Here is a 25,613-nt window from a genome sequence, read left to right as displayed (position 1 = left end):
CTGATGAAGACATTGCCGTTCAAGATTGGCGCCCATCCGATCAACTGGGTCGGAGAAGACGTGAAGGAGCATGGCGCCGACACCACGTACGAGCAGATTATGGATGATATGCAGCGGTTAGGCCTGACCGGCACCGAGATGGGACGCAAGTATCCGACCGATACCGAGGTTCTGAAGCAGGAGCTGGCGAAAAGAAACCTGCAGCTGGTATCCCAATGGAAATCCGTGCTTTTCTCGGATCCGGCTTACCGGGAGGAAGAGCTTGCGGCTTACGAGCAGCATGTCAAATTTCTTAAGGAAATGGGCAGTACGGTGATCAGTACTTGCGAAGTTGGCGGTTCGCTGCATTTCGATCCGCGCCGCACGCCTCACGAGAAGGAAGTTATTCCGCTTGGCGAAGCAAGCTGGAAGAGTCTTGCCGAAGGACTGAATGCAGCCGGGGCAATAGCCAAGCAGCATGGCCTCAAGCTGACTTACCATCATCATGGCGGTACGGCCGTAGAGAGCCCGGAAGAAATCGATCGTCTGATGGAGCTGACCGACCCGGACCTCGTGTACCTGCTGTTTGATACGGGGCATGCCTACTATGGCGGAGCCAATCCGATTGAGGTGCTTCGCAAGCATTATAACCGGATCGCTTATGTTCATCTGAAGGACGTCAGGCAGCAGGTGCTGGATGAAGCACGCGCGGAAAAAGCCGATTTTATCACCTGCATCCGCAAGGGCGTATTTACGGTTCCGGGAACCGGCGATCTTGATTTCCGCCCGGTTGTGGAGGAGCTGCTGGCCCGCGGTTATAACGGCTGGGCCATGCTTGAGGGGGAACAGGATCCTGCAAAAGCTCCGGCATTCGAATTCGCGTCCAAAGCCATCACTTATCTGGAGTCGCTACTTCCTACGAAAGCGGGGGAATCCCATTGAACGACATCAAGTTTCCGGCTGACCGGTCTCTCGACTTCACGGCAATCGGCCGTCTCTGCATCGACCTGAACGCGAACGAAATTAACCGTCCGATGGAAGAGACGAGTACGTTTACGAAATATGTGGGCGGGTCACCGGCCAATATTACGATCGGAATGTCGCGGTTCGATCTGAAGACCGCTTTTATCGGCAAAATCGCCAATGATCAAATGGGCCGCTTTATCCGCGGTTATCTGGAGAAGAACCGGATTGATACAAGCAATGTCGTAAACGACTACACGGGGGCGGTGACCGGGCTTGCTTTCACCGAGATTAAGAGCCCAACCGACTGCAGTATCCTGATGTACCGCGATAACGTGGCCGATCTGCTGCTTACGCCAAGCGAGGTGAATGAGGAGCTGATCGCCAATTCCAAGCTGCTGCTTATTTCCGGAACGGCGCTTGCCCAAAGTCCTTCGCGCGAAGCGGTGTTCCAAGCGCTTCAATACGCGAAGAAGCATGGCACGGTTATTGCCTTTGATCTGGACTACCGCCCTTATACATGGAAATCGCAAGAGGAAACAGCCGTTTATTATAATCTCGCCGCCGAGAAATGCGACATTATCCTCGGTACGCGGGAAGAGTTCGATATGATGGAATGCTTCGAGCAGGAGCATAGCGATCACAGCACGGCCTCGAGATGGTTCAATCATTCCGCTCAAATCGTCATTATCAAGCATGGCAAAGAAGGCTCCATCGCTTATACGAAGGACGGGGCAAGCCACCGGGCCAAGTCGTTCCCGGCAAAGGTAATCAAGACCTTTGGCGCCGGCGACTCCTATGCGGCAGGTTTCCTGTACGGCGTTATGCAGGGCTGGACGCTCGAGAAAAGCATGGAATTCGGCAGCGCGTCCGCGTGTATCGTTATTTCCAGCCACAGCTGCTCGGATGCCATGCCAAGAGCAGAGCAGGTTCATGATTATATCGCCCGCTGCGAACGCGGTGAAATTGTAGTCTAATTCGCAAATACAAGGAAGAGGTGCTCCTATGACGCAACAATTAAAAAACTGGATTGGCGGCCAATGGGTGGAAGCTGCAGCAACGCAAAGCGAGCCCGTCTACAACCCGGCTACCGAAGAAGTTCTCGCAAACGTTCCCTTGTCTACGAAAGAAGACGTCGATCTGGCCGTACGCACGGCTGCCGAAGCCTTCCAAACATGGAGCCGCACGCCTGTACCGAAGAGAGCGCGCATTCTTTTCAAATACCAGCAGCTTCTGATCGATAACTGGGAGGCTCTTGCCAAGCTCGTAACCCTGGAGAACGGCAAAAGCTACAACGAAGCCTACGGCGAAGTACAGCGCGGGATTGAATGCGTAGAATTTGCGGCCGGCGCTCCAAACCTGATGATGGGCAAGCAGCTCCCGGATATCGCCACAAACCTGGAATCCGGCATGTACCGCTATCCGATTGGCGTTGTTGGCGGCATTACGCCGTTCAATTTCCCGATGATGGTGCCTTGCTGGATGTTCCCGCTGGCCATTGCCTGCGGCAATACGTTTGTTCTGAAGCCTTCGGAGCGTACGCCGCTTCTGGCTAACCGCCTGGCTGAGCTTTTGCAGGAAGCGGGACTTCCCGACGGCGTGTTTAATATCGTTCACGGCGCTCACGATGTCGTAAACGGCATGCTGGAGCATAAGGCAATTAAGGCGATTTCGTTCGTGGGCTCCCAACCGGTAGCCGAGTATGTGTACAAAACGGCTTCGGCGCATGGGAAACGCGTGCAGGCGCTTGCCGGCGCGAAAAACCATTCGATCGTTATGCCGGATGCGGATTTGAATCTTACGGTAAAAGAAATCGTAAACGCAGCCTTTGGCTCCGCAGGCGAGCGCTGCATGGCCTGCTCCGTTGTTGTCGCCGTAGGCGAGGTTGGCGACACGCTTGTCGGCAAGCTTATCGAAGCGGCCGACAACATTACGATTGGCAACGGCATGGAAGACGGCGTATTCCTTGGTCCTGTTATTCGCGGGCCTCATAAGGAACGCACGATTAAGTATATTGACATCGGCGAGAAAGAAGGCGCGCTGCTGATCCGCGACGGACGGAAGGACGCGGCTTCGAGCGGCCAAGGTTATTTCGTTGGACCTACAATCTTTGATCAAGTGCAAAGCGATATGAAAATTTGGGAGGACGAAATTTTCGCGCCGGTCCTGTCGGTCGTACGCGTTGACACGCTGGACGAAGCGATCGAGCTGGCCAACCGTTCCGAATTCGCGAATGGCGCTTGCCTGTTTACGCAAAGCGGTGCGTCGATGCGCCAATTCCGCGAAACGATCGATGCGGGCATGCTTGGCGTTAACCTGGGCGTTCCGGCTCCAATGGCCTTCTTCCCGTTCTCGGGCTGGAAGAAATCGTTCTACGGCGACCTGCACGCAAACGGCACCGATGGCGTCGAGTTCTTCACGCGCAAAAAAATGGTTACAACACGCTGGTAATCGATCATACGGGAGGTCTACTCGATGTCAAAAGTGAAAATCGGCATCATCGGCGCTGGCCGAATCGGAAAAATACATGCGGAAAATCTGCTTAAGCATCCGGAGGTCGAGATCGTTGGCGTCAGCGATCTCTTCGCCGGACCGGAGCTGGAAGCGTGGGCGTCAGCAAAAGGCATTGGCCTTCTGACCAAAGATTCCGACGCCATTATCGGGCATCCGGATATCGATGCCATCTTTATCTGCTCCTCCACCGATACGCATGTGCCGCTGATCAAGCAGGCGGCGCAAGCCGGCAAGCATATTTTCTGCGAAAAGCCGGTCAGCATGTCCGTATTGGAAACGGCTGAAGCGATTAAAGCGGTGAAGGAAGCCGGGGTTAAACTGCAAATCGGATTCAACCGCCGCTTCGATCATAACTTCAAACGGGTAAGAGAGCATGTGGAAGCGGGAACGATCGGGGATTTGCATATCGTGAAGATCACTTCCCGCGATCCTAATCCGCCATCCAAAGAATACATTAAAGTTTCCGGCGGATTGTTTATGGATATGGCCATTCACGATTTCGATATCGCGCGCTTTGTATCCGGCAGCGAGGTGGTGGAAGTATTCGCGCAAGGCAGCGTCCTCGTTGATCCCGTATTTGAAGAATGCGGCGATATTGATACCGCTATCGTTACCCTGAAGTTCGAGAGCGGCGCTCTTGGCGTCATTGACAACAGCCGACAGGCGGTGTACGGCTACGACCAACGCGTTGAAGTGTTTGGCTCCAAAGGCAGCGTTGCGATTGCCAACGACCATCCGAATACGGCTGTTGTAAGCACAGCCGAAGGAATTATCTCCGACAAGCCGCTGCATTTCTTCCTGGAGCGTTATATGGGCGCTTACGCGGATGAGTCGAAACAGTTTATCGACAGTCTGCTTCACGGCACGGCGCTGCCGGTAACCGGAGAAGACGGATTGCAGGCGGAACGGATCGCGCTCGCCGCGAAGCTGTCCTGCAAGCTGAACCGTTCGATCAAGCTGGCAGAGCTGGACGAATTGGTGCTGCAGTCCGCCAAACTATAACGGAGGTATACGAACATGTCCAAGCTTATCGTCACTCCAGAGAAAGAAGCGGGTCCGGACGGCTCCGTCCTGTCCATTACGCCTGAATCGGCCGGATGGACCTATGTCGGTTTCGAAGTTCTGAAGTTGCAGAAGGGCCAGACCGTCGACAGACAAACGGAAGACAAGGAAGTATGCCTTGTTCTGCTAAGCGGGCTGGCGAAAGTAAACGCTGCCGGCAAGGAATGGAACGAAATCGGCCGACGGATGAGTGTTTTCGAGAAAATACCGCCGTATTCGGTGTATGTCCCGAATGGCCAATCTTACGGAATCGAGGCTCTTACGGACTTGGAGCTTGCCGTCTGCTCCGCGCCCGGCCACGGAAACCATGAAGCTCGTTTGATCGCGCCTGAACAGGTAGGGACGGAAGTACGGGGCTCCGGCAATATCGAACGTCTCGTCCAAAATATTTTGCCGGAGCAGGAGCCTGCCGACAGTCTGCTTGTGGTAGAAGTGTTTACGCCAAGCGGCCACTGGTCCAGCTATCCGCCTCACAAGCATGACCGGGATAATCTTCCGGAGGAATCGTTTCTGGAGGAAACCTATTATTTCAAGGTAGATCCCGGGCAAGGTTACGCGATTCAGCGGGTCTATACGGATGAAAGGGATCTGGATGAGACGCTGGTCGTGAAGAACGGCGAGGCCGTGCTTGTTCCGCGAGGCTATCATCCGGTTGCGGCACCTCCCGGCTATGAAGTCTATTATCTGAATGTCATGGCGGGACCGCGCCGTATATGGAAATTCCACAACGATCCCGATCATCAATGGATATTGAACCCTACGGCCAAGTAAGCCCGGCAATTGGCGCTTTCCACGGTTGCAACCGCCGATAGAAACACTCATAATAGGAAATCAAGGGGATAGGTCATCTATCCCCCATCTTACTTTTCAGAGGGATTCGGCATGAAAGCAACCATATACGATGTGGCTAAAGAAGCAGGGGTCTCGATTGCCACTGTCTCCAATGCCATTAACGGAAAAGGCAATGTCAGCAAGAAACGGCGGGAACAAATTTTTAAAATTATGGAGCAGATGAATTACCAGCCGAACGTAAATGCTTCCGCCCTAATGGGGAAGAAGACCTATACGCTGGGATTGCTTATACCGGATATTTCCAACCCGTTTTTCTCCGAGATTGCCCGGGCTATCGAAGATCAAGCGCATCAATTGGGCTATAGCGTGATCATGTGCAGCACGGACAATAAGGATGAGAGAGTAGAACGTTATATTGCTCTGCTGGAACAAAAGAACGTTGACGGCATCCTGATTGGAACCGGTGTAGACAATCTGGAGATTCTGATTAACCTGCAGGCCAGAAAAATTCCGATTGTGATGATCTCGCGTGAAGCGGCGTCTTTAGAGGTGGACACGGTTGTAGCCGACGACTATGTTGGCGGCTTGATGGCCGCGCAGCATTTGGCGGAGATGGGACATACCCGGATCGCCATCTTGTCCGAGCAATTGAAGGTGAGCAGCGCCAGGGAAAGGATCCGCGGCTTCAAGCAAGGGCTGCAGGACCGTCAAATTCCGTTCGATGATCGTAATCTCGTTATCTGCGATTATATGGTAGAGGAAGGCCGCCGCGGTGCCGGCGAGCTGCTTGACCGCGAGGATCGTCCAACCGCGTTATTCTGCTGTAACGATGTGCTTGCGATCGGGGCGATGCAGGAAGCGAGGAGCCTCGGGATCAAGGTGCCCGAGGAGCTGTCGATTGTAGGCTTTGACGATACGATCCTTGCGGCTGTCGTGGATCCGCCGCTCACGACGGTGGCACAGCCGATTGCCAGCATGGCGAAGCAAGCATTCCAGCTGATGATCTCCAATCTGGACGAAGCCGATCCGGTCAAAAAAAGAATCGTGCTGCGGCCGGAAATCAATATCCGTCAATCGACGGCAATAACAAAAAGCTGATGAAATGCCTCCTATAAACCGGGAGGCATTTCTGTTTGTTCCGGACCGGATTGGATGGCTTAAGTTCCGGGAAATTGGATGGTTACAGAAGCAAGCCCGGACTTTATGATGAGGTCACTGTCATTAACTTCATAGAGCAAAGGGTGTGTGGTACGCATGAAGGAACTAATCTCCTTTATCTTTCTGACGGCGGCGTTTATCTCCGGTCCGTTTCTAATTGTATTATTCGGACGTATGGCGGTACACGGCGAGGAGCTTCTGGAAGCGGAGCAGAAGGCTCATTAATCATAAAAAGACGTATGCTTTGTGTCCGGAATGAGGACGCGGCATACGTCTTTTTTTAAATTCTAAGCGTTATAAATTTTTTTCTTATAAACATGGCTTAGAATTCGCCGGATTGAAACGCGATTAACCGCCTAAGGACGGCAAAGCCGTTTCACCTTGTTTGGACATCGTCTCTCTCAAAGCTATGGCGAATTGTTCAATCCCCGTCTCAATCTCATCTACGGAGGAACGGGCATAGGAGAGTCGGACAAAACCGGGCTCTGTGCCAAATACGCTGCCCGGAATAAACAGAACGCCATTTTTAATTCCGTTGTTCAGCAGAGCGTAATCTTTGATCTCCGGCTTGATCTTGCACCAGAGATTTAACCCGCCTTGGGGCAGATGGAAGGTGACCTCGCTTCCAAGCTTCCTATGCAAGGCTTCCGCCATGACGTCGCGGCGTAAACGAAGCGAATCCCTCAGCCGTTCCAGATGCGGAGTTAAGGAAGCGGATTCGAGCAGATGCGCCGCTATCCATTGCGGGAACAAGCTAAGGCCAAAATCCATCTGCTGACGGGCATCCGACAATCGCTGGATAACGGTATGAGGCGCTGCCATCCAGCCGATTCGAAGACCGGAGGCTGCAACTTTCGATAAGGAGCCTATATATAACACGCTTCCGTTCCGGTCTAAGGCCTTGATAGGAGGAGGAGCGGCATCATCGAAGGAGGTCAAGCTAAACGGATCATCCTCAACGATAGGTATTCCGAGCTGTTCACAGCAACTCAATACCTCTTCTCTCCGCTGGGCGCTCATGACCGTTCCCGTCGGATTCTGAAAATTCGGATTGAGAAAGACCATGCGAATACGGTGCTGCTTATATAGATCCCGGATTTCCTCGGGGTCAACCCCATCCTCATGTACCGTCAAACCAAACAGACGTATGCCCGCTGACTGGAACATGGGCAGGGAGTAGCAGTAAGACGGATTTTCTATCGCAATGGCATCTCCGGGGCTTAATAGGCATTGCGTGATGAGGTACAAGGATTGCTGCGAGCCCGATGTGACAAGTATAGAATCATCGGTAGCCTGGATTCCGCGCTGATCAAGGAGAAAGCTCGTTATGGCCGACCGGAGCGGGACATAACCTTGAGGATCTCCGTATCCGAGCGGCTCATCAAAAGGCTGATTCCGCATAATTGCCGTAATCTCTTCGTTAGGCGAAAGCTCGGGAGCCAATTCTCCGTTAGCAAAGTTGATAAACGGCTCACCGCTTTGAATCGCTTCCCGAATCCTCCGCATAAACGGCATGTTAGGCAAAAAGCTGCCGCCTTCCACATAACGGTTCCAATTCGGCGTTGGCTCCATTCCCCATAAATGCCCGCAAACGCGCGTGCCGCTGCCCGTCAGGCTTTCGATCATGCCGGAAGCGCGAAGATCCTCATAGGCTTGCACGATTGTGCTGCGATTCACGCCCAATTGCTCGGCCAGCTTGCGCTCCGACGGCAATTGGCTGCCCGGAGGCAGCTCTCCTAACGAAATTCTTTGCTCCAGATAGTCCGCGATTTGCCGATACAACGGTTTTTTATCATTTCTGGCGGGTCTCCACATGCTGCTCACCTCTTAGGAATAACCATACTATAAAAAAGAACATTGCGTCTAAGGAACGTTTTCCGACTATTACGGAGCCGCCGGCATATGTTTTATTTGCTATTAAAGTGTGCTAAAATTAGCACATATTATTACGGAGGAGGAAATCGCCCGGCTGCTATGGCACAATTGAAACGGTTTGGATTTGGCGTACAAGCCTTGATCGTATTGGCTTCCCAGACAGAGCTGCTGACCAGCAGCGAAATCGCAGAGCGGATTCATTGCGAGCCAACCGCGTTGCGCAAGATTTTGTCTCAGCTTGTGGAAGGCGGCATCATTGAAGTAAAGCAAGGTCGTACCGGCGGCTACCAGCTCGCCAAACGTCCGGAGGCTGTTACGCTTCGCGAGGTATATAAGACCGTGCATGAGGAGGAGCCTCCGTGGGACCGCATGCTGGATACAACCGGGAATCATCATTTCGGCAAAAAAGTAAACGAGTCTTTCAAGCAAATCATGGCGGATATTTCCGATCAGGTTTATTTTGTGCTGGGCAACTATACGATATCCGATTTATTGGATTAGAAATAGTCGTTCATCCATTCAAGAGCAGCCTCTACAGAGGCTTTCACATTCTAAATTGTGCAGAAATACGCACATATTCAAAGGGGAATTCTTTTATGAAAATCAAATGGTATGGCCAATCTTCATTCTTGCTGACGACAGACGAAGGCACGCGGATCTTAATCGATCCTTACGGACGTCTCCTTGGCTATAAGATGCCCAAAAATATCGAGTCCGACATCGTAATCGTCACGCATGATCATAAGGACCATAACCAAATTCAGGTGGCTTCAGGCGAATATATGCTGGTTAATCAGCCAAGAACATACGGGAAAAAGGATGTATCCATCACAGGTATCCCGACCTTCCATGACAAAGCAGGCGGCAAGAAAAGAGGCCCTAATATCGTTTTTGTAATTAAAGCTGGGGACCTGACGGTGTGTCATTGTGGTGACCTGGGACATCTGCTGACAGCGGAACAAATCGCTCAAATCGGAAAGGTGGATATTCTAATGGTTCCGGCTGGCGGAAAGATGACCTTAAACGGTTCGGATGCCGCGGCGGTTATGAACCAGCTCGATCCTGCCATTACGATTCCGATGCATTACCGGACTAAGGCGCTTGGACTGCCCGGCAAGCTTTTGTTCGATAAAGTAGAGAATTTCATCTCGGCAGCCGGCAAGCCAAACCGTGAAGTGAAGGAGCTTGACGTAAAGAAAGAATCGTTGAAGGATTATGCAGGCATCCTTACTTTCCTGTATGATTAAAGGGTAAGGAAAGGAAGGATTGCAACAATGGGCAGGCAAGCAAGACCGGAAGCAAACGGATTTAAATTTTTGATTACTCTCATTACCGCCGTCGGCGGCGGGATTGTTTTTCATCTTCTGAATACACCGATCCCGTGGCTGCTAGGGCCTATGATTGCGGTGTTAATCGGATCAAGCGTATGGAAAGGCAAGTATAGATGGCCCCGCCAAATCCGCAATTCCGGCATGATGATTGTCGGGTACACCATCGGTCTGTCCATGACCGGAACGGCGCTGAAAGAGATGGGCGGACAGCTTCCGACGATGTGCCTGATGACCGTTATTTTGCTGCTATTATGCGGCGGAATTGCCTTTGCGGTATCGAAGCTCTCGGATACGGACTTCATGACCGCGTTGCTTGGCAGTATTCCCGGCGGTTTGTCGCAAGTACTGGCGCTTGCCGAGGAGACCAAAGGCGTAAATTTGACCGTTGTCACAGTGACGCAGGTCGTTCGGCTAATGATTATTGTCATTGGGATTCCGTTACTTGTGTTTAGTCCGATCTTCGGACAAGTGCATGACGCGGCGGCTGCAGCCGTGCCGGTCGCGGCCAAGCATGAAAACTGGGCAGCCCTATTCCCGAACATGCTGATCTTTGCGCCGGTATGCGTCATTTGCGCGATTGCGGGCAACCGGATTAAATTTCCGACGGCTTTTCTGCTTGGCCCCGCGATTTCTACAGCTATTCTGCAAGGAATCGGGCTTACCGGGCCGTCGCTTCCGTCTACGTTAATAAGCGCCTCGCAGCTGATGATCGGCACGTATGTGGGGCTGCTGCTTAAGCCGGGCAAGCTCCAGCGGAAGGTAAGGACGTTTTCTTTTGCCATAGCAAGCGGTCTGGTGTTAATGCTCTGCGCATGGGGGCTTAGCGAGCTCTTGACCTTGCTTCATCCGGTTTCGCGGTCTACCGCTTTACTTAGTCTTGCGCCGGGCGGGATGGATCAGATGGGGATTCTGGCCCATGAGATCAACGCGGATCTGTCGATGGTATCCGGGTATCAATTATTCCGTACCTTCTTTATTTACTTTGCGGTATCGCCGCTGCTGCGGCTGTTATTCCGGTTTAAGCTGAAAAGCCCGCGCCAGGAGCAGCCGCAATAAATCCGTAATGGAAGGGAGAACGAAGCCGTTATGAAAATCATGGTTGCCGGAGCTGCCGGCATTGTCGGACGTTTGCTGCTGCCTTTGCTGACCGAAGCGGGGCACGATGTAATGGGATTGACTAGGAGCGCTTCAAGGTTGGAACAAATTGGGCAGTCGGGAGCGTCAGCCGTCGTCGCCGATGTATACGATCGGGACAGACTATTCGAACTGCTTGCGGATTATCGTCCGGATGTTGTCATTCATCAGCTCACCGCTCTAAGCGAATGGAACCTGGCGGATAATGCGAGAATCCGCATAGAGGGAACCCGTAATCTGGTTGATGCAGCCTTAGCTGCTGAAGTGCCGCGAATGATTGTGCAGAGCATTTCATGGGCTTATGAGCCCGGCGAATCGATTGCAACCGAAAAGGACCGTCTGGATGAAGAAGCGCCGCTGCCGCGAAAAATCTCGGTTGACGGCGTTATTGCGATGGAGCGGGCCGCGGCGGAAATGCCGCATTCCGTTATTTTGCGGTATGGGGCCTTGTATGGGCCAGGTACGTTTTATGATCATGAGAGCGGGATGTTTGCCGGGCAGGTGAAGCAAGGCAGCGTTCCGGCAACCGATGGCCGAACCTCGTTCCTTCATATCGAGGATGCAGCGCGCGCAGCCCTTCAAGCGCTTGATTGGCCGGCTGGCCCTGTTAACATCGTGGATGATGAACCGGCGGAGGGGAAGATGTGGCTGCCGTTATATGCCAAGTCGCTTGGAGCTCCGGAGCCGGTTGTACAGGATGGCATGAACCGCGGCGAGCGGGGGGCTTCTAACGAAAAGGCTAAACAGCAATACGGATGGACACCTGAATACCCGTCTTGGCGGGAGCAATTGTTAAGGACTTGAGACATGATGCATCAATTCCTTAATCATTAGAAAACCACGCCTGAAGGCGTGGTTTTTAGTATTAATTTCCACATAAAACGTGGTATGCTGATCTGGTAGTTTAATAGGATGATGGGATGTGAAAAGAATGGCCGAAGCCTTAATTGGTCGTAATCAGCTTACGTTTGACATTGTTATTCAGGCTGCACCAGCGGATGTCTGGGCAGCGATTGCCACTTCAGAGGGGTCGCAAGCAACCTTATATGGCTGCTCGATGCAATCAACCTTTGAACCGGGAGCACGTATCGAATTCCGCGGTCAAGGGGCGGATGGAGACAATACGCTTCATGTTTACGGTTTTGTCCGCAGCTATGAGCCCAACCATGAATTTGCTTACGAACAGCATGCCGCGCCGGCTTATGATCCTCATCACGAGATAAACTACTGCGATATGAACTTCCGTATTTTACCTGAAGGAACGGCAACACGACTGATCCTTACCTGCGACTGGACGGCTGGCAATGCCGGATATGAGCATGCCAAGGCCACTTATCCCGAATCCGATTATATGGATGCCATCAAAAATTTTGCGGAATCACGGTAATCAAGAATCATCACTCCTACAGCTTAACCGAATTTTTTTCTCGTTATCTTCGCAAGGCTAGAATAGTTTTGTCTAGCCTTGTTTGTTATGTCCAGGCTTGCTTATCCAGCCATGCTTCCCTTCATTGTTCTTCAATTTCGCTAATTAGGAAACTAATTTCCTTATATGCAGGGCAGTTGGTCAACTGCGAGCATCTTAAATACTTTTTGCGTAAACAGAGGAAACGAATTTCTGTATTAGGAAATAAAATTCTTTATCCTCCCGTGAAAGGGTGAAAATCAGCTATTCTCTTTTGCGTGAAGGAAAAATCGGAAGGATATAGGGAAATTTATTTCCCATCGTTCCAGCTGTATAGTTCCATATGCAGCTTTACTTCGTGCCGGCTATTGTAGACCTCTAGCATCAAGAAGAAGACGATTATACCAGATCGGCGGAGTTCTGCGGACAAGGCTGTAAAAAAGAGGGATCCACAGCTTGGCATAATAAAGCTAGCAGCGGATTTTTGAGCAGCGCTCCTTGCTCCTCATTGGTTGACGCCGGACTTCATCCTATGCTAATGTTGACTACGTTACTTATTTAGTAAATTAGTAAATAAGTATAGAGGAGATGATAAGCAATGGAGAAACAGCGCAAGCGTGAATTAGGGACAGCTTACGCCCAGTCTTTCCGGAGAATGGGCGTTTATCAGATTCGGAACGTGGAGAACGGAAAGATTCTGGTGTTAGGCTCGATGGATTTGGATGGAGCGAAGAACCGGCTGGCCTTTATGCAGGAGACCAATATGAACACCGTATTTGAATTGCAGCAGGATTGGAACAAGCATGGAGGAAGCAGCTTTGTGTTTGAAGAGCTGGATTCGATCAAGCCGCGCGAGGAGAATGTGACCGACCGCAACGAGCTGAAAAAATATCAAACGGAAGTGGACGCTCTGCTCGAGCTATGGATCGAGAAGCTCCAGCCCTATGAAGAAAAAGGCTATAACCGCCGGCCTCGATCGAATTAGATCATAAGGCAGCGAATCGATGAGTCAGTACGAATATTCAAATCATATATGGAACAACCCGCGGCTCCCCTGGAAGCTGCGGGTTCTTTTTTTGTATCCTGCACGAATAAAAAGAGCAGCGATGAAGCATACTAGCGGAGTATTTTTCACATTATTTCCAGTTTCCGTTTTGAATCAATTCTGCTTGCTGCTGCGGCGGTTCTTGGCATTTCTTCTAATCACGTACCAGACGATAATCGGGGAAAGAAAATTCAGAGCAAGCAGGGAACCGAAGATTAACCACAGGAACCATTCGGTATTGAGCATTTTTTGATAGATCCAGGAATGATAGAAATCCATGCTGCAGCTCCTTTCGTCGCAAACCAATGTTTACCAATTATTGTGATCGACTATGGTTAGGCCTATACACCTTAAGGGAAGAGGTGAGGGACTTTGTCCGCTATACAGGAACTGCTTAAAGAAACCTTCAAGCCATCCGTGAAGGAAAATGCGGCTGCACTTGATCAGATACTGGGTAATAGCGTTGATGTTCAAAAGCGTGATTTTTTGCTATGCGGCAAAGCCGGTTCACCGGGGTTCCTTTGTTATATGGATGGGCTCGCGGATACAACGATTGTTGAGGCCATCTTGCGGGCGCTTGTCGTGACCGGCAGCCAATTAAACCGTGAACCGGCGGAGCTCGCAACGGCGGAATCTATCCGGACAAGCCTGTTGTTTAATGCAGCGGTTAAAGACTGCCCGAATGTAAAAGACGGCATAAACGGAATCCTCTCGGGAGATACGCTGGTTGTTGTGGAAGGTCTTGATCAGGCCTTGCTTGTCAGCACGAGAGGCTGGAAGGACCGGGGGATTGAAGAACCTTCCTCGGAAAATAACGTACGCGGGCCGCGGGATGGCTTTATGGAAAGCATCCGCACGAATACGGCACATGTGCGCAGGCGGATCAAAGATCCGATGCTGCGGTTTGACTCGATGGTGATCGGCACCAGATCGCAGACCGATGTGAACATCGCTTATATTGCGGATCTCGTCAAGGAAGGGCTGGTTGACGAGGTCAAAAGCCGCCTGCACCGGATTAAGATCGATTCCGTTATGGAGAGCGGGTATATCGAGGAGCTTATCGAGGATGCTCCGCTGTCCATGTTCAACACGGTACAAAGCACGGAACGGCCGGATAAGGTAGCTTCCGCGCTGCTTGAGGGCAGAGTGGCGATCTTTATCGACAATACGCCGGTTGTTCTGATCGTTCCGACCTTCTTCTGGCAGTACATTCAGGCGCCGGATGATTACTACAACCGTTACTGGGTAGGAACCTTTTTTCGTATTGTAAGGTATTTCGCATTTTTGATAAGCCTCATGCTGCCGTCCGTATACGTGATGCTGGTTTCGTTCCATCACGAGATGATTCCAACCTCGCTTGCCTTGACGATTGCATCCGGCCGGGAGGTTGTCCCGTTCCCGGTACTGCTCGAAGCGCTTATTATGGAGCTTGCTTTCGAGCTGATGCGCGAGGCGGGCTTAAGAATGCCCAAGCCGATCGGTCAAGCGGTCAGCATCGTAGGCTCGCTTATTATCGGGCAAGCTGCCGTACAGGCGGGTCTTGTGTCGCCGTTTATGGTTATTATTGTCGCGATAACGGGGATTGCCTCGTTTGCCATCCCAAGCTATTCCTCGTCGCTTGCGATTCGAATGTTCCGGTTCCCGCTTATGATCGCATCCGGATTTCTTGGCTTGCTTGGTTTTTCGACGATGTTTTTTGCACTTCTGCTGCATGCATTGTCCATCCGTTCGTTTGGCGAATCGTATTTGGCGCCGGCAAGTCCTTACCGTCCCACCGATCAACGGGATACGATGCTGAGACTTCCGATGTGGATGCTGGATGAGCGGCCCGGATTTGCTCAGGATGTTGACCGCACGGGAGACAATCTGAAGCCTGGCACGCAGCCGCAAAAGGGTGAATAAATATGAGAAGGTTTCTGCTGATTCTGCTGGTCTGTTCCTTGATACTGCTTGAAAGCTCCTGCGTGGGATTAAGGCAGATTAACGAATTGGCCATTGTAACGGCCGTAGGCATCGATTCCGGCAACAAGCCGGGAACCGTGAAGCTGTCCGCCCAGATTATCCGTCCCGCGGACGCGCGCGGACAAACCGGCGCTCCCGCCGGCGGGACCGGGCAGCCGATTTATTCGATCTCGGCGGAAGGGAATACGATCTTTGATGCCATTCGCAACTTAGGCCGTTTCTCGTCCCGCAGAGTCTACTGGGCGCATAATTTTTTGATCGTAATGAGCGAAAGTTATGCCCGGCAAGGAATTCGCGATATGGTTGATTTCTTTACGCGCAATCACGAGCTTCGAATGAATACGTGGGTTGCTGTCACGTCCGACAAGCCGGATGAATTGATTTCAACGATTACGGGGATTGAGGTTGTGCCGGGAGAAGCGGTAGACAAGCTGTTTCGCAACAACCAAATTGTCGGACTGGCGCCGGGCAGCAATATGATGAACCTGGAGGAGGCTTTGCTCAGCAGTTCCGCGGAGCCGGTTGTCGCGAGACTGCAGCTGCAGCCTAGGGGGATCTCGAATAAAAAGCCGGAAGAGCACGGATCGCTCAAACAAGTAGAATTGGCCGGGGCAGCGGTATTCCGCGACGATAAAATGCTCGGCTGGCTGACTCCGAAGGAAACTCGCGTTTCCTTGTTTTTCCTGGAGCGGCTGGAGAGCGGGATCGAGGTTATAGATTGTCCGAACGATGACAATAGGCGGCTGACGCTGGAGTTCAAGAATGCGCATATGACTGTGAAGCCATTCTATGAGAATAAGACCCCGAGGTACCACATCCGGCTCAAGACAACCGCGGATATCGTGGAGAGCGGATGCAATATTCCTGTCGAACAATTGCGGGAAGCAGCGGAGGCCAGTCTGGAGAAGCTGATGAAGCAGCGGATTCAGAATGTATTGGATAAAGCGCAGAAGCAGTACCATTCCGATTTTCTGAAGCTGGGCGATGTCTTTCGGAATAAATACCCTCGGGAATGGAAGCGTGTCGGCAAGGACTGGGAGCAATTATTCGCCGGCGCTAAATTCGAAATCGAGACCTACGTAGATATCAAATCGGCGGTTGTAAAAGCGGCAGGGGACGGGATCAAATGAAAACTTTCAGAATATCCAACGGGATGTTTATCGCGATGATCGTCAATCTCATCTTTGTAAAAGCGATTGGCGTGACGCAGGGCGAGCTTGCCAGAGAGATCGGCCAGGATATGTGGATCGCTACGTTTATCGGGATGCTGCAAGGGGCGGTCATCATGTATATCACCTATCTAGCCCTCCGGAAAACGCCTGAACGGGACTTTATTTCCCTTGGCAGCGCCATGCTGGGAAAGTGGTTCGCCGCCCTGATTGCCCTGGTCATTTTTGTCTTTTACCTGGCCGCCTTTGGACCGATTATGATCACTTACGTCTATCATCTGCAGGAATATTTTCTGCCGGAGGCTCCTGTTCCTCTCTTTATTATCGCCTCTTTGCTGGTGGGGGCGCTTGGCTGCTATTACGGACTTGAAGTTATTGCGAGGATTGCCCTAGTTGGGCTGCTGTTTATATTCTTCCTGAACGGGTTGATCATCATTGGCTCTACGCATGAGTTTGATATCCGCAATCTGCTTCCGGTGCTCGAGAGCGGTCTGCCGCAAACGGCGGCGGCAAGCCTGCACTTTGACGCGGATTGGGCGATGGCGACGATGCTTGCGGCATTGATCTATCCCCATGTGAAGGATGTGAAGAAGTACGGCGCCAAGCTGGGCATTATCGGGATTGTGACAAGCGGGTTAATCATTGTCATATGGGCTATTCTGGAGGGGGCCGTGTTATCGGGGGAAGTGACCGCCCAATACACGCTCTCGTGCATGAAGCTGGCTCGCAATGCGCATATCGGCAATTTTCTGCAGCGCTACGAGATGATCATGATTGCTCTTTATTCCATTTCCGCCTTGTTCGAGGTTATGTTCTGCGTTTACGCGACTTCAGTCTGCGCGAGCCGGATGTTCGGAATAAAAAGCAATAAGCCGATGATTATACCGGTATGCTTCATCCTTGGCGCCTTTGGTTATTGGGTGGTGAACGATCATTTCTGGGCGCTGAAATACCTTGAGTTTTATTGGCCGAGAGTAGCGCTCCCGATTGCTTTCGGCCTGCCCGTGCTGCTGCTTCTTCTGAGGCTGATGTTTGGCAGAAAGCTTCAGAAGGCCAAACCTGCCGCGTAGATAAACTTGCCACTCTATGCCGGTTAACCTACAATCGGGAATAGGATATATTGCGGGTTGCCGAGGGGAGAGGGGAATAGCGATGCCGATGTATACGGATCAGCTGTTTGAAGAGGTTGATTTCAGCGGGGAAGACTTCAGAGAAGCCGAGCTGACGCGCTGTACGTTTATAAAATGCAAGTTCGTTAATACGCAATTAGAGGAAGCGTATACGACTGGCTGCAAGTTTGAGAATTGCGATTTTCACGGCGCCGCGCTGAATGCTTCCGTTCATGACGAGTCTGCGTTTACGAATTGCCTGTTTGAAGCGGCAAATCTGTTCGTGGCGAAGTTTACGGCTTGCAAAATGACCGGCTCCGACTTTGCCCGTGCCGAGCTGAGCGGAATTACGATTGTAAAAGGCGACTGGTCTTATACGAACCTAAGGCATGTAAAGCTGGACAAGCAAAATTTGAGGGAGATCCGCTTTGTGGAGGCCGATCTGATGGAAGCCTCGCTCGAGAAATCCGATCTTCGCAATTGCGATCTGACACGGGCGAATCTGACGCAAACAAACTTAAGCGGCGCGGACCTTCGGGGGGCGGAGCTGGAAGGCGTGCCTTGGAAGACGATTAATTTAAAGGGAGCCCGCATGGATACCATGCAAGCGATTACGCTGCTCCGCTCGCTTGGCGCCAAGGTCGATTGATGAAAGCGCATTAAAATTCTGCTAGGATAGAGGAGTATTCCTATTATTCTTCATATAAGGGGAGAAGCGGAAATGGCGGAATCTGCGGGCATTACGAGTTTTCTTGAAACAGTGGATACAGAAACCGGCGAAAGGAACGTTCTTGCGTCATTCGATTATCTGATCGAGGCGCCGAACTGGACAAGCGACGGTAAGACCCTTATTTACAACAGCAAGGGCCGGATTTACAGCTTTCATATCGAAGAGGGGACCAGTACGGAAATCCCGTCCTCCTTCGCCGTGCATTGCAATAACGACCATGTCTTGTCTCCGGACAATAGCCGTCTTGCGGTCAGCCACCACACGAAAGAAGACGGACAATCACGTATTTATACGTTCCCGCTGGAGGGAGGAGATCCCGTTCTGGTTACTCCGATGGGTCCAAGCTATCTGCACGGCTGGTCGCCGGATGGCCGAACGCTCGCATATTGCGCGGAGAGAAACGGCCAATACGATATTTATACGATACCGGCAATTGGCGGCGAAGAAACACAGTTGACGGATACGCCGGGGCTTGATGACGGTCCTGAATATTCGCCGGACGGCAAGCATATCTGGTTCAACTCCGTGAGAACGGGCCTTATGCAGGTATGGCGGATGAAGACCGACGGGAGCGAGCAGACGCAAATGACGTTTGACGAGAGCAACAGCTGGTTCCCTCATGTCTCGCCAGACGGCAAGCAGGTTGCTTATATCACCTACCGGAAAGGCGATGTTGCGCCGGGAGACCATCCGCCTAACAAGCATGTCGAGATACGGCTGATGGCCAGCAGCGGCGGTGAATACCGAACGGTTGCCCAGCTGTTTGGCGGACAAGGCACGATTAACGTCAATTCCTGGTCGCCCGACAGCAGGAAGCTTGCTTTTGTCAGCTATCGTTTGGAATCATAATAAATCGGCTTAAATGATAAAAAAGAGACAACCGTTATTGATGCGGCTGTCTCTTTTTTTCCTAACACCACAAGTGCGGGTTAGAAGAAATAAGGCGGGTTTGGCTGCTGAAGATGGCCAAAGGCTTGCGGATAATGTTGTTGCCGCTGCGGGTAAGGCTGGGGTCCAAAGGGACCGGAGGGGCTATAGTTCTGCGGTTCATTGGGAAAGGGAGAATAGGGCAACTGAGCTTCCGGCTCGCGCGTCATTTGCTGCGGCTGGCAATTGGCGGGAGGGCCAATGACCGTCGTATCGGTAATCGGTGCCAGCGTGTCCTTGACCATCTGCTCATTCAGGCAGTAAGTATGCGCGAGAACGCCAGGCGGCGTCAGGCGCAGCATATCGGAATAACCGATAAACTCGGGCACCGGCGCGTCAAAGATCGCAAGCAAATGGGTGTTATCTACCGTAGCGATTTCGTAATGCGGCCAGCCTTGCGGCACGTTGGCTACTTGACCGGGCTGAATCGGGAGGTTCAGCAGCTTTTTCGTAAACGGGTTAATAATCGAAACAACGGCCGAACCTGAAATGCAATAGACCAGCTCGGTAGCGTTCTGATGAATATGCGGCTCTACCACATTCGAACGGCTGAGGTAAATATCGAGCAAGGAAACATTGCCCAGCGTATTTAACTGTTCAATCGACAAGGTATTGATGAAGTTGCGGTTGTCTTTTTTGAACGTGGTGTTTTTGTTTACATCGTACCAGAACTGCACGTTAGGGGAAGTGAAATCCATATAGGATACCGCCACTAGCTCTCCGCCTTTCTAGAATCTAGACTAATGGGATATCCTATGCGTTCGCCCGGAACGACGTTCGCCTAAGACTTGCCGGGGTATTTCACGACCGGCCACTTCTCCTTGCGCAGCGCGTTCAGCAGTTCGGGGCCAACATGCAAATTATCTCTAACCAGATCCCTTGGCGTAAGCGCCATCCATTGGTTGAGGGATACGTCCATAAACCGGTCGCTCTTGAACATCTCCAGAAACCATAAGGACTCATTGCCGGTATTTTGGATGTAATGCCCATAAGCAAACGGGACGTAACCGACATCCCCGGCGCGGTAATCGAATGTTCTAGCGGCACCGTTCCCGGCAAAGACGGTCATCCGTCCTTGTCCGGTCAAATAATATTGCCATTCATCATTGTTCGGATGCCAATGCAGCTCCCGCATAGCGCCGGGCTTGATCTCGACAAGCGCTGCGGCAATCGTCTTGGCGGCATGAAAGTTCGTGGAGTCGGCAATCCGTACCGTACCGCCGGGCGTAACGATAGGCGCCTGAGCAAGGAGGCGGTATTTGAAGCTTTGCGGCACCGTGCCGTAAGGGGAATGAACCTGCTGGCTTTCAAGCGAGCCGGGTACCTCATCCTGGAAAATATAAAGCTGATCCGTCGGAATCGAATCAAAGGCCGATTCCGGTACGCCAAAGTTGGCGCATAATACGTCTTTAGGCGTGTGGGCGAACCAATCGGAGATCGACAGCGTGTTCAGGTCGGAAAATTTGCCGTCGTCAAAAACAAGCAGAAACTCGCAGCCATGCTCAAGCCCTTGTATGGAATGCGGCAGACCCGCCGGGAAAAACCATAAATCGCCTGCTTCAACGTCCGCGATAAAATTGTGGCCGTCTTGGTCGACCGATGTAATTCGCGCGCTTCCCCATATCATGTAAGCCCACTCGGATTGCTGATGCCAATGCAGCTCGCGGACGCCGCCGGGCGTCAGATACATGTTTACGCCGGCAAGCGTTGTGGCAATCGGCATTTCGCGCTGCGTTATCTCGCGGGACCAGCCTCCCTGATTCAGCTGCATATGCGTATCGGAGAACGAGAATTTCAGGTTCGGAACTAGTCCGTTATCGGTTGTCGGCGGGCGGAGCATATCGGGATTTTCCAAATCCCTCATAATGTCCCGCGGCCCTAGGTCAGGACCACCCGCGCAATCGCTAGGCCGGTAAGGCTGAGGCACGGCAAACGGTTTGCTACTCCCACCCTTCGCCTCGGGAGATACGTTTGATTCAGCGGGTTCGTTATTGGAAGCATTGGCATGGCTGACGGCGTTTGAGTCATTCATTCCTTTCCCTCCTAAATAGGCTCTTCAAGCATGCTTATGAAGGAGGGGTTGGTTATTATGAGGCAGGCTGGCGGAAAAAAAGCCGGGCAATCTGCCCGGCTGTTATGCGTTTTTAGAAATCGGCTGGTCCCATTTTGCCGTCCTGGAAGTCCACAAAAGCCTGGAATACCTCCTGGCGGCTGTTCATCACAAACGGTCCTTGCTGGAAGACCGGCTCGTCGATTGGTTCACCGCTCAGAACGATCACAAGCGTATCGTCGGTCTGGCCTTTAATCTGAATGGTTCCCGCAGTATTGGAGAAAAGGACAAAATCTCCTTCAGCGGCTTTACGCTCTCCGTTAATGACGGCACTGCCTTTCAGCACCATCGCCGCCGTATTGTAAGACGCCGGGAGCTCAAAGCTTGCTTGGCCGCCTGCTTTAAAAGAAATATCGAACAGATTAACGGGCGTGAAGGTTTGGGCAGGACCGGTTACGCCGTTGAAGCTGCCAGCGATGACGCGAACCGTACCGCCGTTGTCAGGGAGCTCCGTATACCCCATATCCGCTTTGAGCAGCTCCTGATATTTAGGTGCATGCATTTTGTGCGCACGGGGGAGGTTGACCCACAGCTGAATAACATGGAACAACCCGCCGCGCCGGGAGAAGTTTTTCTCATGATATTCCTTGTGCAGCAGACCGGAGCCTGCCGTCATCCATTGCACATCGCCGGGACCGATAATTCCGTGATGGCCTTTGTTGTCATGATGCTCGACGTAACCGTCGTAAGCGATGGTTACCGTTTCGAATCCGCGGTGAGGATGGGCGCCAACGCCTTTAACCTCATTGCTTGGAGGGAAAACAAACGGTGCATTGTAATCCATCAGAATAAAGGGACTAAAGCGCTCGCCGAAGTTCGTGCCGCCGGGGAAATAATTCGATACCCGGAATCCGTCGCCAACCATATGGAACGGAGCCCCTTGATAAACGCCTTCTACTGCCCGAAATGTTGTTGTCATGATCGAAGCAACTCCTTCTATGTGAATTTTGTTGAATAATAATTATCTTAATTTAAAGATACTATACTATAAAAAAGTAAGTATGTAAAGAGGGGAAAAACAGCCTTACAGAATTCATCTGTGCGTGTGTGGTGTCAAAATTAGTGATAAGAGTTTCAAAATTAACGAAAGGAATTAGCTACAGTTGCCGAAAATTGGGCTACAACAATAATCGTTCGAATTAGCTAAACAATCCAGTGTGTTATAAAGAATGAACTCTCAGTTAACTGAAGTGCAACGCCGAAAGGGTAGCGTTCATAATTCGGGGCACTCTATTTTCTGATTCATTCCCTTTGTGATAGGATGTAACAGTAGAGCACAAGTCGGGGAGGGAAGCAATACTTGGATCAGAAGAACGGAACGAATACGTTAAGCCGTGCTCTGGATATCCTGTTTGCATTATCGGAAGCGAACGGAACCTTATCGGTAAGCGAGATCGCTGATAAGGTATCCATTCCAGAGAGCTCGACGTATCGCTTCTTGCAGACATTAGAGAAGAATGGAATAGTGGAACGTAAAGGCAAGAACCAGGTTGGACTGGGCTTGCGAATTCTCGATCTAGCTCGCAGCTTGAACAATCAAATCAACAGGGATCTGTTGTCGCTTGCATTGCCGATCATGATTGATTTGACAGAGCGAACGAAGGAAACCGCTCTGTTGTTCGTTAGGACAGGCAACGATGCTGTGTGCATTCAGCATGTGAAGGGGCGCGGACTCATTCAATTCACAATCGAGAATGGAAGGCGTTTGCCTCTGCATATGGGAGCATCCGGCAAGAGCATTCTCGCTTTCGAGAGCGAGACTACGATCGATCGGATTCTTTCAGCTGTGCAGAACGAGAGTGACAGGTTGGCGTTGACTAATAGTCTGCATATGGTCAGGGAGCAGGGCTTCAGTTGTACGGAGGGGGAGTTCGATCCCGATGTGTTCGCAATCGGAGCACCTGTATACGATAGCCACAATCTCGTTATTGCAAGCTTGTCCATCGCGGGTCCGTTGTTCCGTGGGACGAAGGAGCGGACGCCGGGGATGATCAGTCTTGTAATGGAATCTTCCAAGCAGCTGTCCAGGCTGTTAGGTGGAAGCGTAGAAGAATGAACCAAGTTCGATTATTTAGTAGTGATAGAATCGTGTACAGATGGAATAGGGTTGTTCTGTATGGTCTATGCGAGACCGGTGCAGGACAGCTCTTTTTTGTATTTCATGTTTATGGTTTTAGGGGTCCTCCTATCCGTATAAGAAGGTAGATCCCATTATTTTTAATTCCGATAGGATTAATGTATTGACAATGCATGGTAACAGAATTATATTTATATTCAATAGTTAATTATCACTATATGATAAATAAACCAACCATACTCGTGGAGGTTGTTTACGCTTAGTGTGTGCAATCCCGAGATGGGGGAGGGTAGTGGCTCGCTAGAGTTGAAGGATACTGAATTTTGGATAATCTTTTTTTGCTTAAAACCTATTAAACTGATAGGATAAATGCATTAAATGTCGATTTGCCTTATATTCTGTCGATGTTATTGACGTCCATTGAAGCAATCGGCCTTACCGAAGGAAGGGATCATAGTATGAGCGAAGCGGTCATCGAGTTCAGTAACGTGTCCAAAAGCTATGGAGCGGGTAATGTGCTCGAACAATTCAATTTATCCATCCCGGCAGGTAAAATCGTAACACTCATCGGACCTTCCGGCTGTGGGAAGACGACGTTGTTAAAAATGATCAACCGCTTGGTGGAAGTCGATTCCGGCTCTGTATACGTGGAAGGTCAGGATATTAGCACCTTGGATCCGGTAAAGCTCCGGAGAGATATCGGCTACGTCATTCAGCAGATCGGACTCTTCCCCCACATGACGATCGAAGAGAATATTACGATCGTTCCGAGATTGAAGAATGGACGCAAGCAAGAACAAAAAAAGCGTTCTGACGAACTTCTCCGCATGGTTGGATTGGAGCCTGATCAATTCCGCCGCAGATATCCTCACGAACTGAGCGGTGGTCAACAGCAGCGGATTGGAGTTGCAAGGGCACTTGCGGCTGACCCATCCATCATCCTTATGGATGAGCCATTCAGCGCACTCGATCCCATTAGTCGGGTACAGCTCCAGAATGAGTTGATTCATCTTAATAAGAAGGTTAAGAAAACGATCGTTTTTGTTACACATGATATTGATGAGGCGCTCAAGATAGCGGATGAGATCGTGCTGCTGAAAGAGGGCAAAGTGGTGCAGGCCTCTACTCCTGAGGAGTTGCTCAATCGTCCTGCTAATGATTACGTGAAGGAGTTTGTCGGATCGGAGCGATACCACAAACTCTCTTATCCGAGCACTATCGGGCTTCACAAGCGGAGAACAATAGCAGCGGATTGGATCTCGCAGCCTGTGTACCTCGCTGAGAGCAGCAGCATTGCGGAAGCAGTAGGGCTGCTAGAAGAATACGGGGCACATGGAGTCGTCGTTGAGCGTGTTCAAGGTGAGTATTCAGGCGTTCTATCTGTTGAGGAGGTTCGCGCGGCTGCATCGAGGACAGGCTCTTCACCACTAGCCTGCCTGCTGCCAAATGACGTACCTAAGGTTCAAGCGCATACATCGACCGGCGAACTTTTGAGGGCGCTCAAGCATCATCAAGTCGTACCAGTCTTCGATTCTCACAGCAAGCTGCTAGGGATCGTCTCTCGTGTGAGCATTATCGAATTGGCAGCCGTACAGTTTGGGCTGGAGGAGGTAGTCGTATGAATCACTTCTTCGAACGTCTTCAGCGGGATTGGTCGGAGATTCTAACCAAGTCTGTCGAACATATTAACGTCGCGCTGATCTCTGTCGCTATCGCTTGTTTGATCGCTATTCCGCTAGGCGTGTACTGCGCCCGCTATGAGAGATTGGCGAAAGTGAACATTACGATCGTGTCTGTTATCCAGACGATTCCAAGCTTAGCCTTGTTTGGCTTCCTCATCCCAATTGTAGGGATCGGAACGAAGCCTGCCATCATCGCGCTGACCTTATACGCCCTACTTCCTATTCTTCAGAATACCTACGAGGGCATCAAAGGCGTTGACAAGTCAGTTATTGAAGCGGGGCTCGGCATGGGAATGACAACGAGTCAGCTACTTTGGAAGGTCCAACTGCCCGTAGCAAGGAGCTATATTATGGCCGGCTTACGACTTGCTACTGTTCATGCGATTAGTGGAGCGACTATCGCTTCTTACATCGCGGCAGGAGGTCTTGGCGATATCATTACGCGGGGCTTATCCTCCATCGATACAATTACGCTTCTTGAAGGCGCGCTTCCTGTATCCTTGCTCGTCATTATAGCGAACATTCTATTGTTCATACTTTATCGATTACTGACGCCTAAGGGGCTTAGGCACACATTGAAATAACATTT

At 51.2% G+C, this 25,613-nt stretch carries 26 protein-coding genes; 21 read left to right on the top strand and 5 right to left on the bottom strand.

Annotation, left to right across the window (positions count from 1 at the left end; genetic code table 11):
• The first annotated feature begins 3 nt into the window (after positions 1–3).
• The 7 genes from iolE (at position 4) to WFK81_RS15275 (ending at position 6,693) form a co-directional block, all read left to right on the top strand.
• Positions 4–921, top strand: a complete 918-nt coding sequence (gene iolE, locus WFK81_RS15305) for a myo-inosose-2 dehydratase (protein WP_336787256.1) — start codon at positions 4–6, stop codon at positions 919–921.
• Positions 918–1,919: a 5-dehydro-2-deoxygluconokinase gene (gene iolC / locus WFK81_RS15300; protein WP_336787255.1), complete on the top strand. Its 1,002-nt coding sequence runs from the start codon at positions 918–920 to the stop codon at positions 1,917–1,919. Before iolE ends, iolC begins: the two co-directional genes overlap by 4 nt.
• A gap of 28 nt (positions 1,920–1,947) precedes the next feature.
• Positions 1,948–3,393 (top strand): CoA-acylating methylmalonate-semialdehyde dehydrogenase, encoded by a 1,446-nt coding sequence (locus tag WFK81_RS15295; RefSeq protein ID WP_336787254.1) that lies wholly within the window; start codon positions 1,948–1,950, stop codon positions 3,391–3,393.
• Positions 3,394–3,417: 24 nt separating this feature from the next.
• Positions 3,418–4,458: an inositol 2-dehydrogenase gene (gene iolG, locus WFK81_RS15290; protein ID WP_336787253.1), complete on the top strand. Its 1,041-nt coding sequence runs from the start codon at positions 3,418–3,420 to the stop codon at positions 4,456–4,458.
• 15 nt (positions 4,459–4,473) lie between these two features.
• Positions 4,474–5,289, top strand: a complete 816-nt coding sequence (gene iolB, locus WFK81_RS15285; protein WP_336787252.1) for a 5-deoxy-glucuronate isomerase — start codon at positions 4,474–4,476, stop codon at positions 5,287–5,289.
• Between the two features lie 111 nt (positions 5,290–5,400).
• A complete protein-coding gene (locus WFK81_RS15280; RefSeq protein WP_336787251.1) occupies positions 5,401–6,408 on the top strand; it encodes a LacI family DNA-binding transcriptional regulator in 1,008 nt (335 codons plus the stop codon).
• A gap of 156 nt (positions 6,409–6,564) precedes the next feature.
• Positions 6,565–6,693: a hypothetical protein gene (locus WFK81_RS15275; protein ID WP_265525124.1), complete on the top strand. Its 129-nt coding sequence runs from the start codon at positions 6,565–6,567 to the stop codon at positions 6,691–6,693.
• 123 nt (positions 6,694–6,816) lie between these two features.
• On the opposite strand, the gene pdxR is transcribed toward WFK81_RS15275, so the two are convergent.
• Entirely contained in the window at positions 6,817–8,283 is a 1,467-nt protein-coding gene (gene pdxR / locus WFK81_RS15270) for a MocR-like pyridoxine biosynthesis transcription factor PdxR (protein ID WP_336787250.1), read from the bottom strand.
• A 159-nt stretch (positions 8,284–8,442) separates the two neighbouring features.
• Here pdxR and WFK81_RS15265 point away from each other — a divergent pair, with 159 nt between their 5' ends.
• The 6 genes from WFK81_RS15265 (at position 8,443) to WFK81_RS15240 (ending at position 13,198) form a co-directional block, all read left to right on the top strand.
• Complete coding sequence (locus WFK81_RS15265) at positions 8,443–8,844, top strand: RrF2 family transcriptional regulator (protein ID WP_336787249.1); 402 nt, start codon at positions 8,443–8,445, stop codon at positions 8,842–8,844.
• Between the two features lie 95 nt (positions 8,845–8,939).
• Positions 8,940–9,590: an MBL fold metallo-hydrolase gene (locus tag WFK81_RS15260; protein ID WP_336787248.1), complete on the top strand. Its 651-nt coding sequence runs from the start codon at positions 8,940–8,942 to the stop codon at positions 9,588–9,590.
• Positions 9,591–9,617: 27 nt separating this feature from the next.
• Complete coding sequence (locus WFK81_RS15255; RefSeq protein WP_336787247.1) at positions 9,618–10,730, top strand: AbrB family transcriptional regulator; 1,113 nt, start codon at positions 9,618–9,620, stop codon at positions 10,728–10,730.
• Positions 10,731–10,760: 30 nt separating this feature from the next.
• Entirely contained in the window at positions 10,761–11,612 is an 852-nt protein-coding gene (locus WFK81_RS15250; protein WP_336787246.1) for an NAD-dependent epimerase/dehydratase family protein, read from the top strand.
• A gap of 127 nt (positions 11,613–11,739) precedes the next feature.
• Positions 11,740–12,195, top strand: coding sequence for an SRPBCC domain-containing protein (locus WFK81_RS15245; RefSeq protein WP_336787332.1), 456 nt, complete (start codon positions 11,740–11,742; stop codon positions 12,193–12,195).
• A gap of 616 nt (positions 12,196–12,811) precedes the next feature.
• Complete coding sequence (locus WFK81_RS15240) at positions 12,812–13,198, top strand: GIY-YIG nuclease family protein (RefSeq protein ID WP_336787245.1); 387 nt, start codon at positions 12,812–12,814, stop codon at positions 13,196–13,198.
• 174 nt (positions 13,199–13,372) lie between these two features.
• Here WFK81_RS15240 and WFK81_RS15235 read toward each other — a convergent pair whose 3' ends face one another.
• Entirely contained in the window at positions 13,373–13,537 is a 165-nt protein-coding gene (locus tag WFK81_RS15235) for a hypothetical protein (RefSeq protein WP_336787244.1), read from the bottom strand.
• Positions 13,538–13,630: 93 nt separating this feature from the next.
• On the opposite strand from WFK81_RS15235, the gene WFK81_RS15230 reads away from it, so the two are divergent.
• From WFK81_RS15230 to WFK81_RS15210, 5 genes are all read left to right on the top strand, one after another.
• Positions 13,631–15,160 carry a spore germination protein gene (locus WFK81_RS15230; protein ID WP_336787243.1) on the top strand — a complete coding sequence of 510 codons (1,530 nt, stop codon included), beginning with the start codon at positions 13,631–13,633 and terminating at the stop codon, positions 15,158–15,160.
• A 2-nt stretch (positions 15,161–15,162) separates the two neighbouring features.
• Positions 15,163–16,350, top strand: a complete 1,188-nt coding sequence (locus tag WFK81_RS15225) for a Ger(x)C family spore germination protein (RefSeq protein ID WP_336787242.1) — start codon at positions 15,163–15,165, stop codon at positions 16,348–16,350.
• Complete coding sequence (locus WFK81_RS15220) at positions 16,347–17,459, top strand: GerAB/ArcD/ProY family transporter (RefSeq protein WP_336787241.1); 1,113 nt, start codon at positions 16,347–16,349, stop codon at positions 17,457–17,459. Before WFK81_RS15225 ends, WFK81_RS15220 begins: the two co-directional genes overlap by 4 nt.
• 82 nt (positions 17,460–17,541) lie before the next feature.
• On the top strand, positions 17,542–18,147 hold the full coding sequence (locus WFK81_RS15215; RefSeq protein WP_336787240.1) for a pentapeptide repeat-containing protein: 606 nt from the start codon (positions 17,542–17,544) through the stop codon (positions 18,145–18,147).
• Positions 18,148–18,219: 72 nt separating this feature from the next.
• Positions 18,220–19,077 carry a TolB family protein gene (locus WFK81_RS15210; RefSeq protein WP_336787239.1) on the top strand — a complete coding sequence of 286 codons (858 nt, stop codon included), beginning with the start codon at positions 18,220–18,222 and terminating at the stop codon, positions 19,075–19,077.
• Positions 19,078–19,157: 80 nt separating this feature from the next.
• Here WFK81_RS15210 and WFK81_RS15205 read toward each other — a convergent pair whose 3' ends face one another.
• From WFK81_RS15205 to WFK81_RS15195, 3 genes are all read right to left on the bottom strand, one after another.
• Positions 19,158–19,868, bottom strand: coding sequence for a cupin domain-containing protein (locus WFK81_RS15205; RefSeq protein ID WP_336787238.1), 711 nt, complete (start codon positions 19,866–19,868; stop codon positions 19,158–19,160).
• A gap of 68 nt (positions 19,869–19,936) precedes the next feature.
• Complete coding sequence (locus tag WFK81_RS15200; protein ID WP_336787237.1) at positions 19,937–21,187, bottom strand: oxalate decarboxylase family bicupin; 1,251 nt, start codon at positions 21,185–21,187, stop codon at positions 19,937–19,939.
• Positions 21,188–21,299: 112 nt separating this feature from the next.
• The gene (locus WFK81_RS15195; protein WP_336787236.1) at positions 21,300–22,184 is read right to left on the bottom strand and encodes a pirin family protein; all 885 of its coding nucleotides are present in this window, start codon (positions 22,182–22,184) and stop codon (positions 21,300–21,302) included.
• Positions 22,185–22,565: 381 nt separating this feature from the next.
• Between WFK81_RS15195 and WFK81_RS15190 the strand changes: the two genes are divergently transcribed.
• The 3 genes from WFK81_RS15190 (at position 22,566) to WFK81_RS15180 (ending at position 25,608) form a co-directional block, all read left to right on the top strand.
• On the top strand, positions 22,566–23,321 hold the full coding sequence (locus tag WFK81_RS15190) for an IclR family transcriptional regulator (RefSeq protein ID WP_336787235.1): 756 nt from the start codon (positions 22,566–22,568) through the stop codon (positions 23,319–23,321).
• A gap of 425 nt (positions 23,322–23,746) precedes the next feature.
• Complete coding sequence (locus WFK81_RS15185) at positions 23,747–24,964, top strand: betaine/proline/choline family ABC transporter ATP-binding protein (protein ID WP_336787234.1); 1,218 nt, start codon at positions 23,747–23,749, stop codon at positions 24,962–24,964.
• Complete coding sequence (locus tag WFK81_RS15180) at positions 24,961–25,608, top strand: ABC transporter permease (protein WP_336787233.1); 648 nt, start codon at positions 24,961–24,963, stop codon at positions 25,606–25,608. The genes WFK81_RS15185 and WFK81_RS15180 overlap by 4 nt, the downstream gene beginning before the upstream one ends.
• The last annotated feature ends 5 nt before the right edge of the window (positions 25,609–25,613 follow it).

Source organism: Paenibacillus sp. MMO-177 (assembly GCF_037147795.1).
Lineage (GTDB): Bacteria > Bacillota > Bacilli > Paenibacillales > Paenibacillaceae > Pristimantibacillus.
This window is presented reverse-complemented; position numbering and strand designations above follow the sequence as displayed.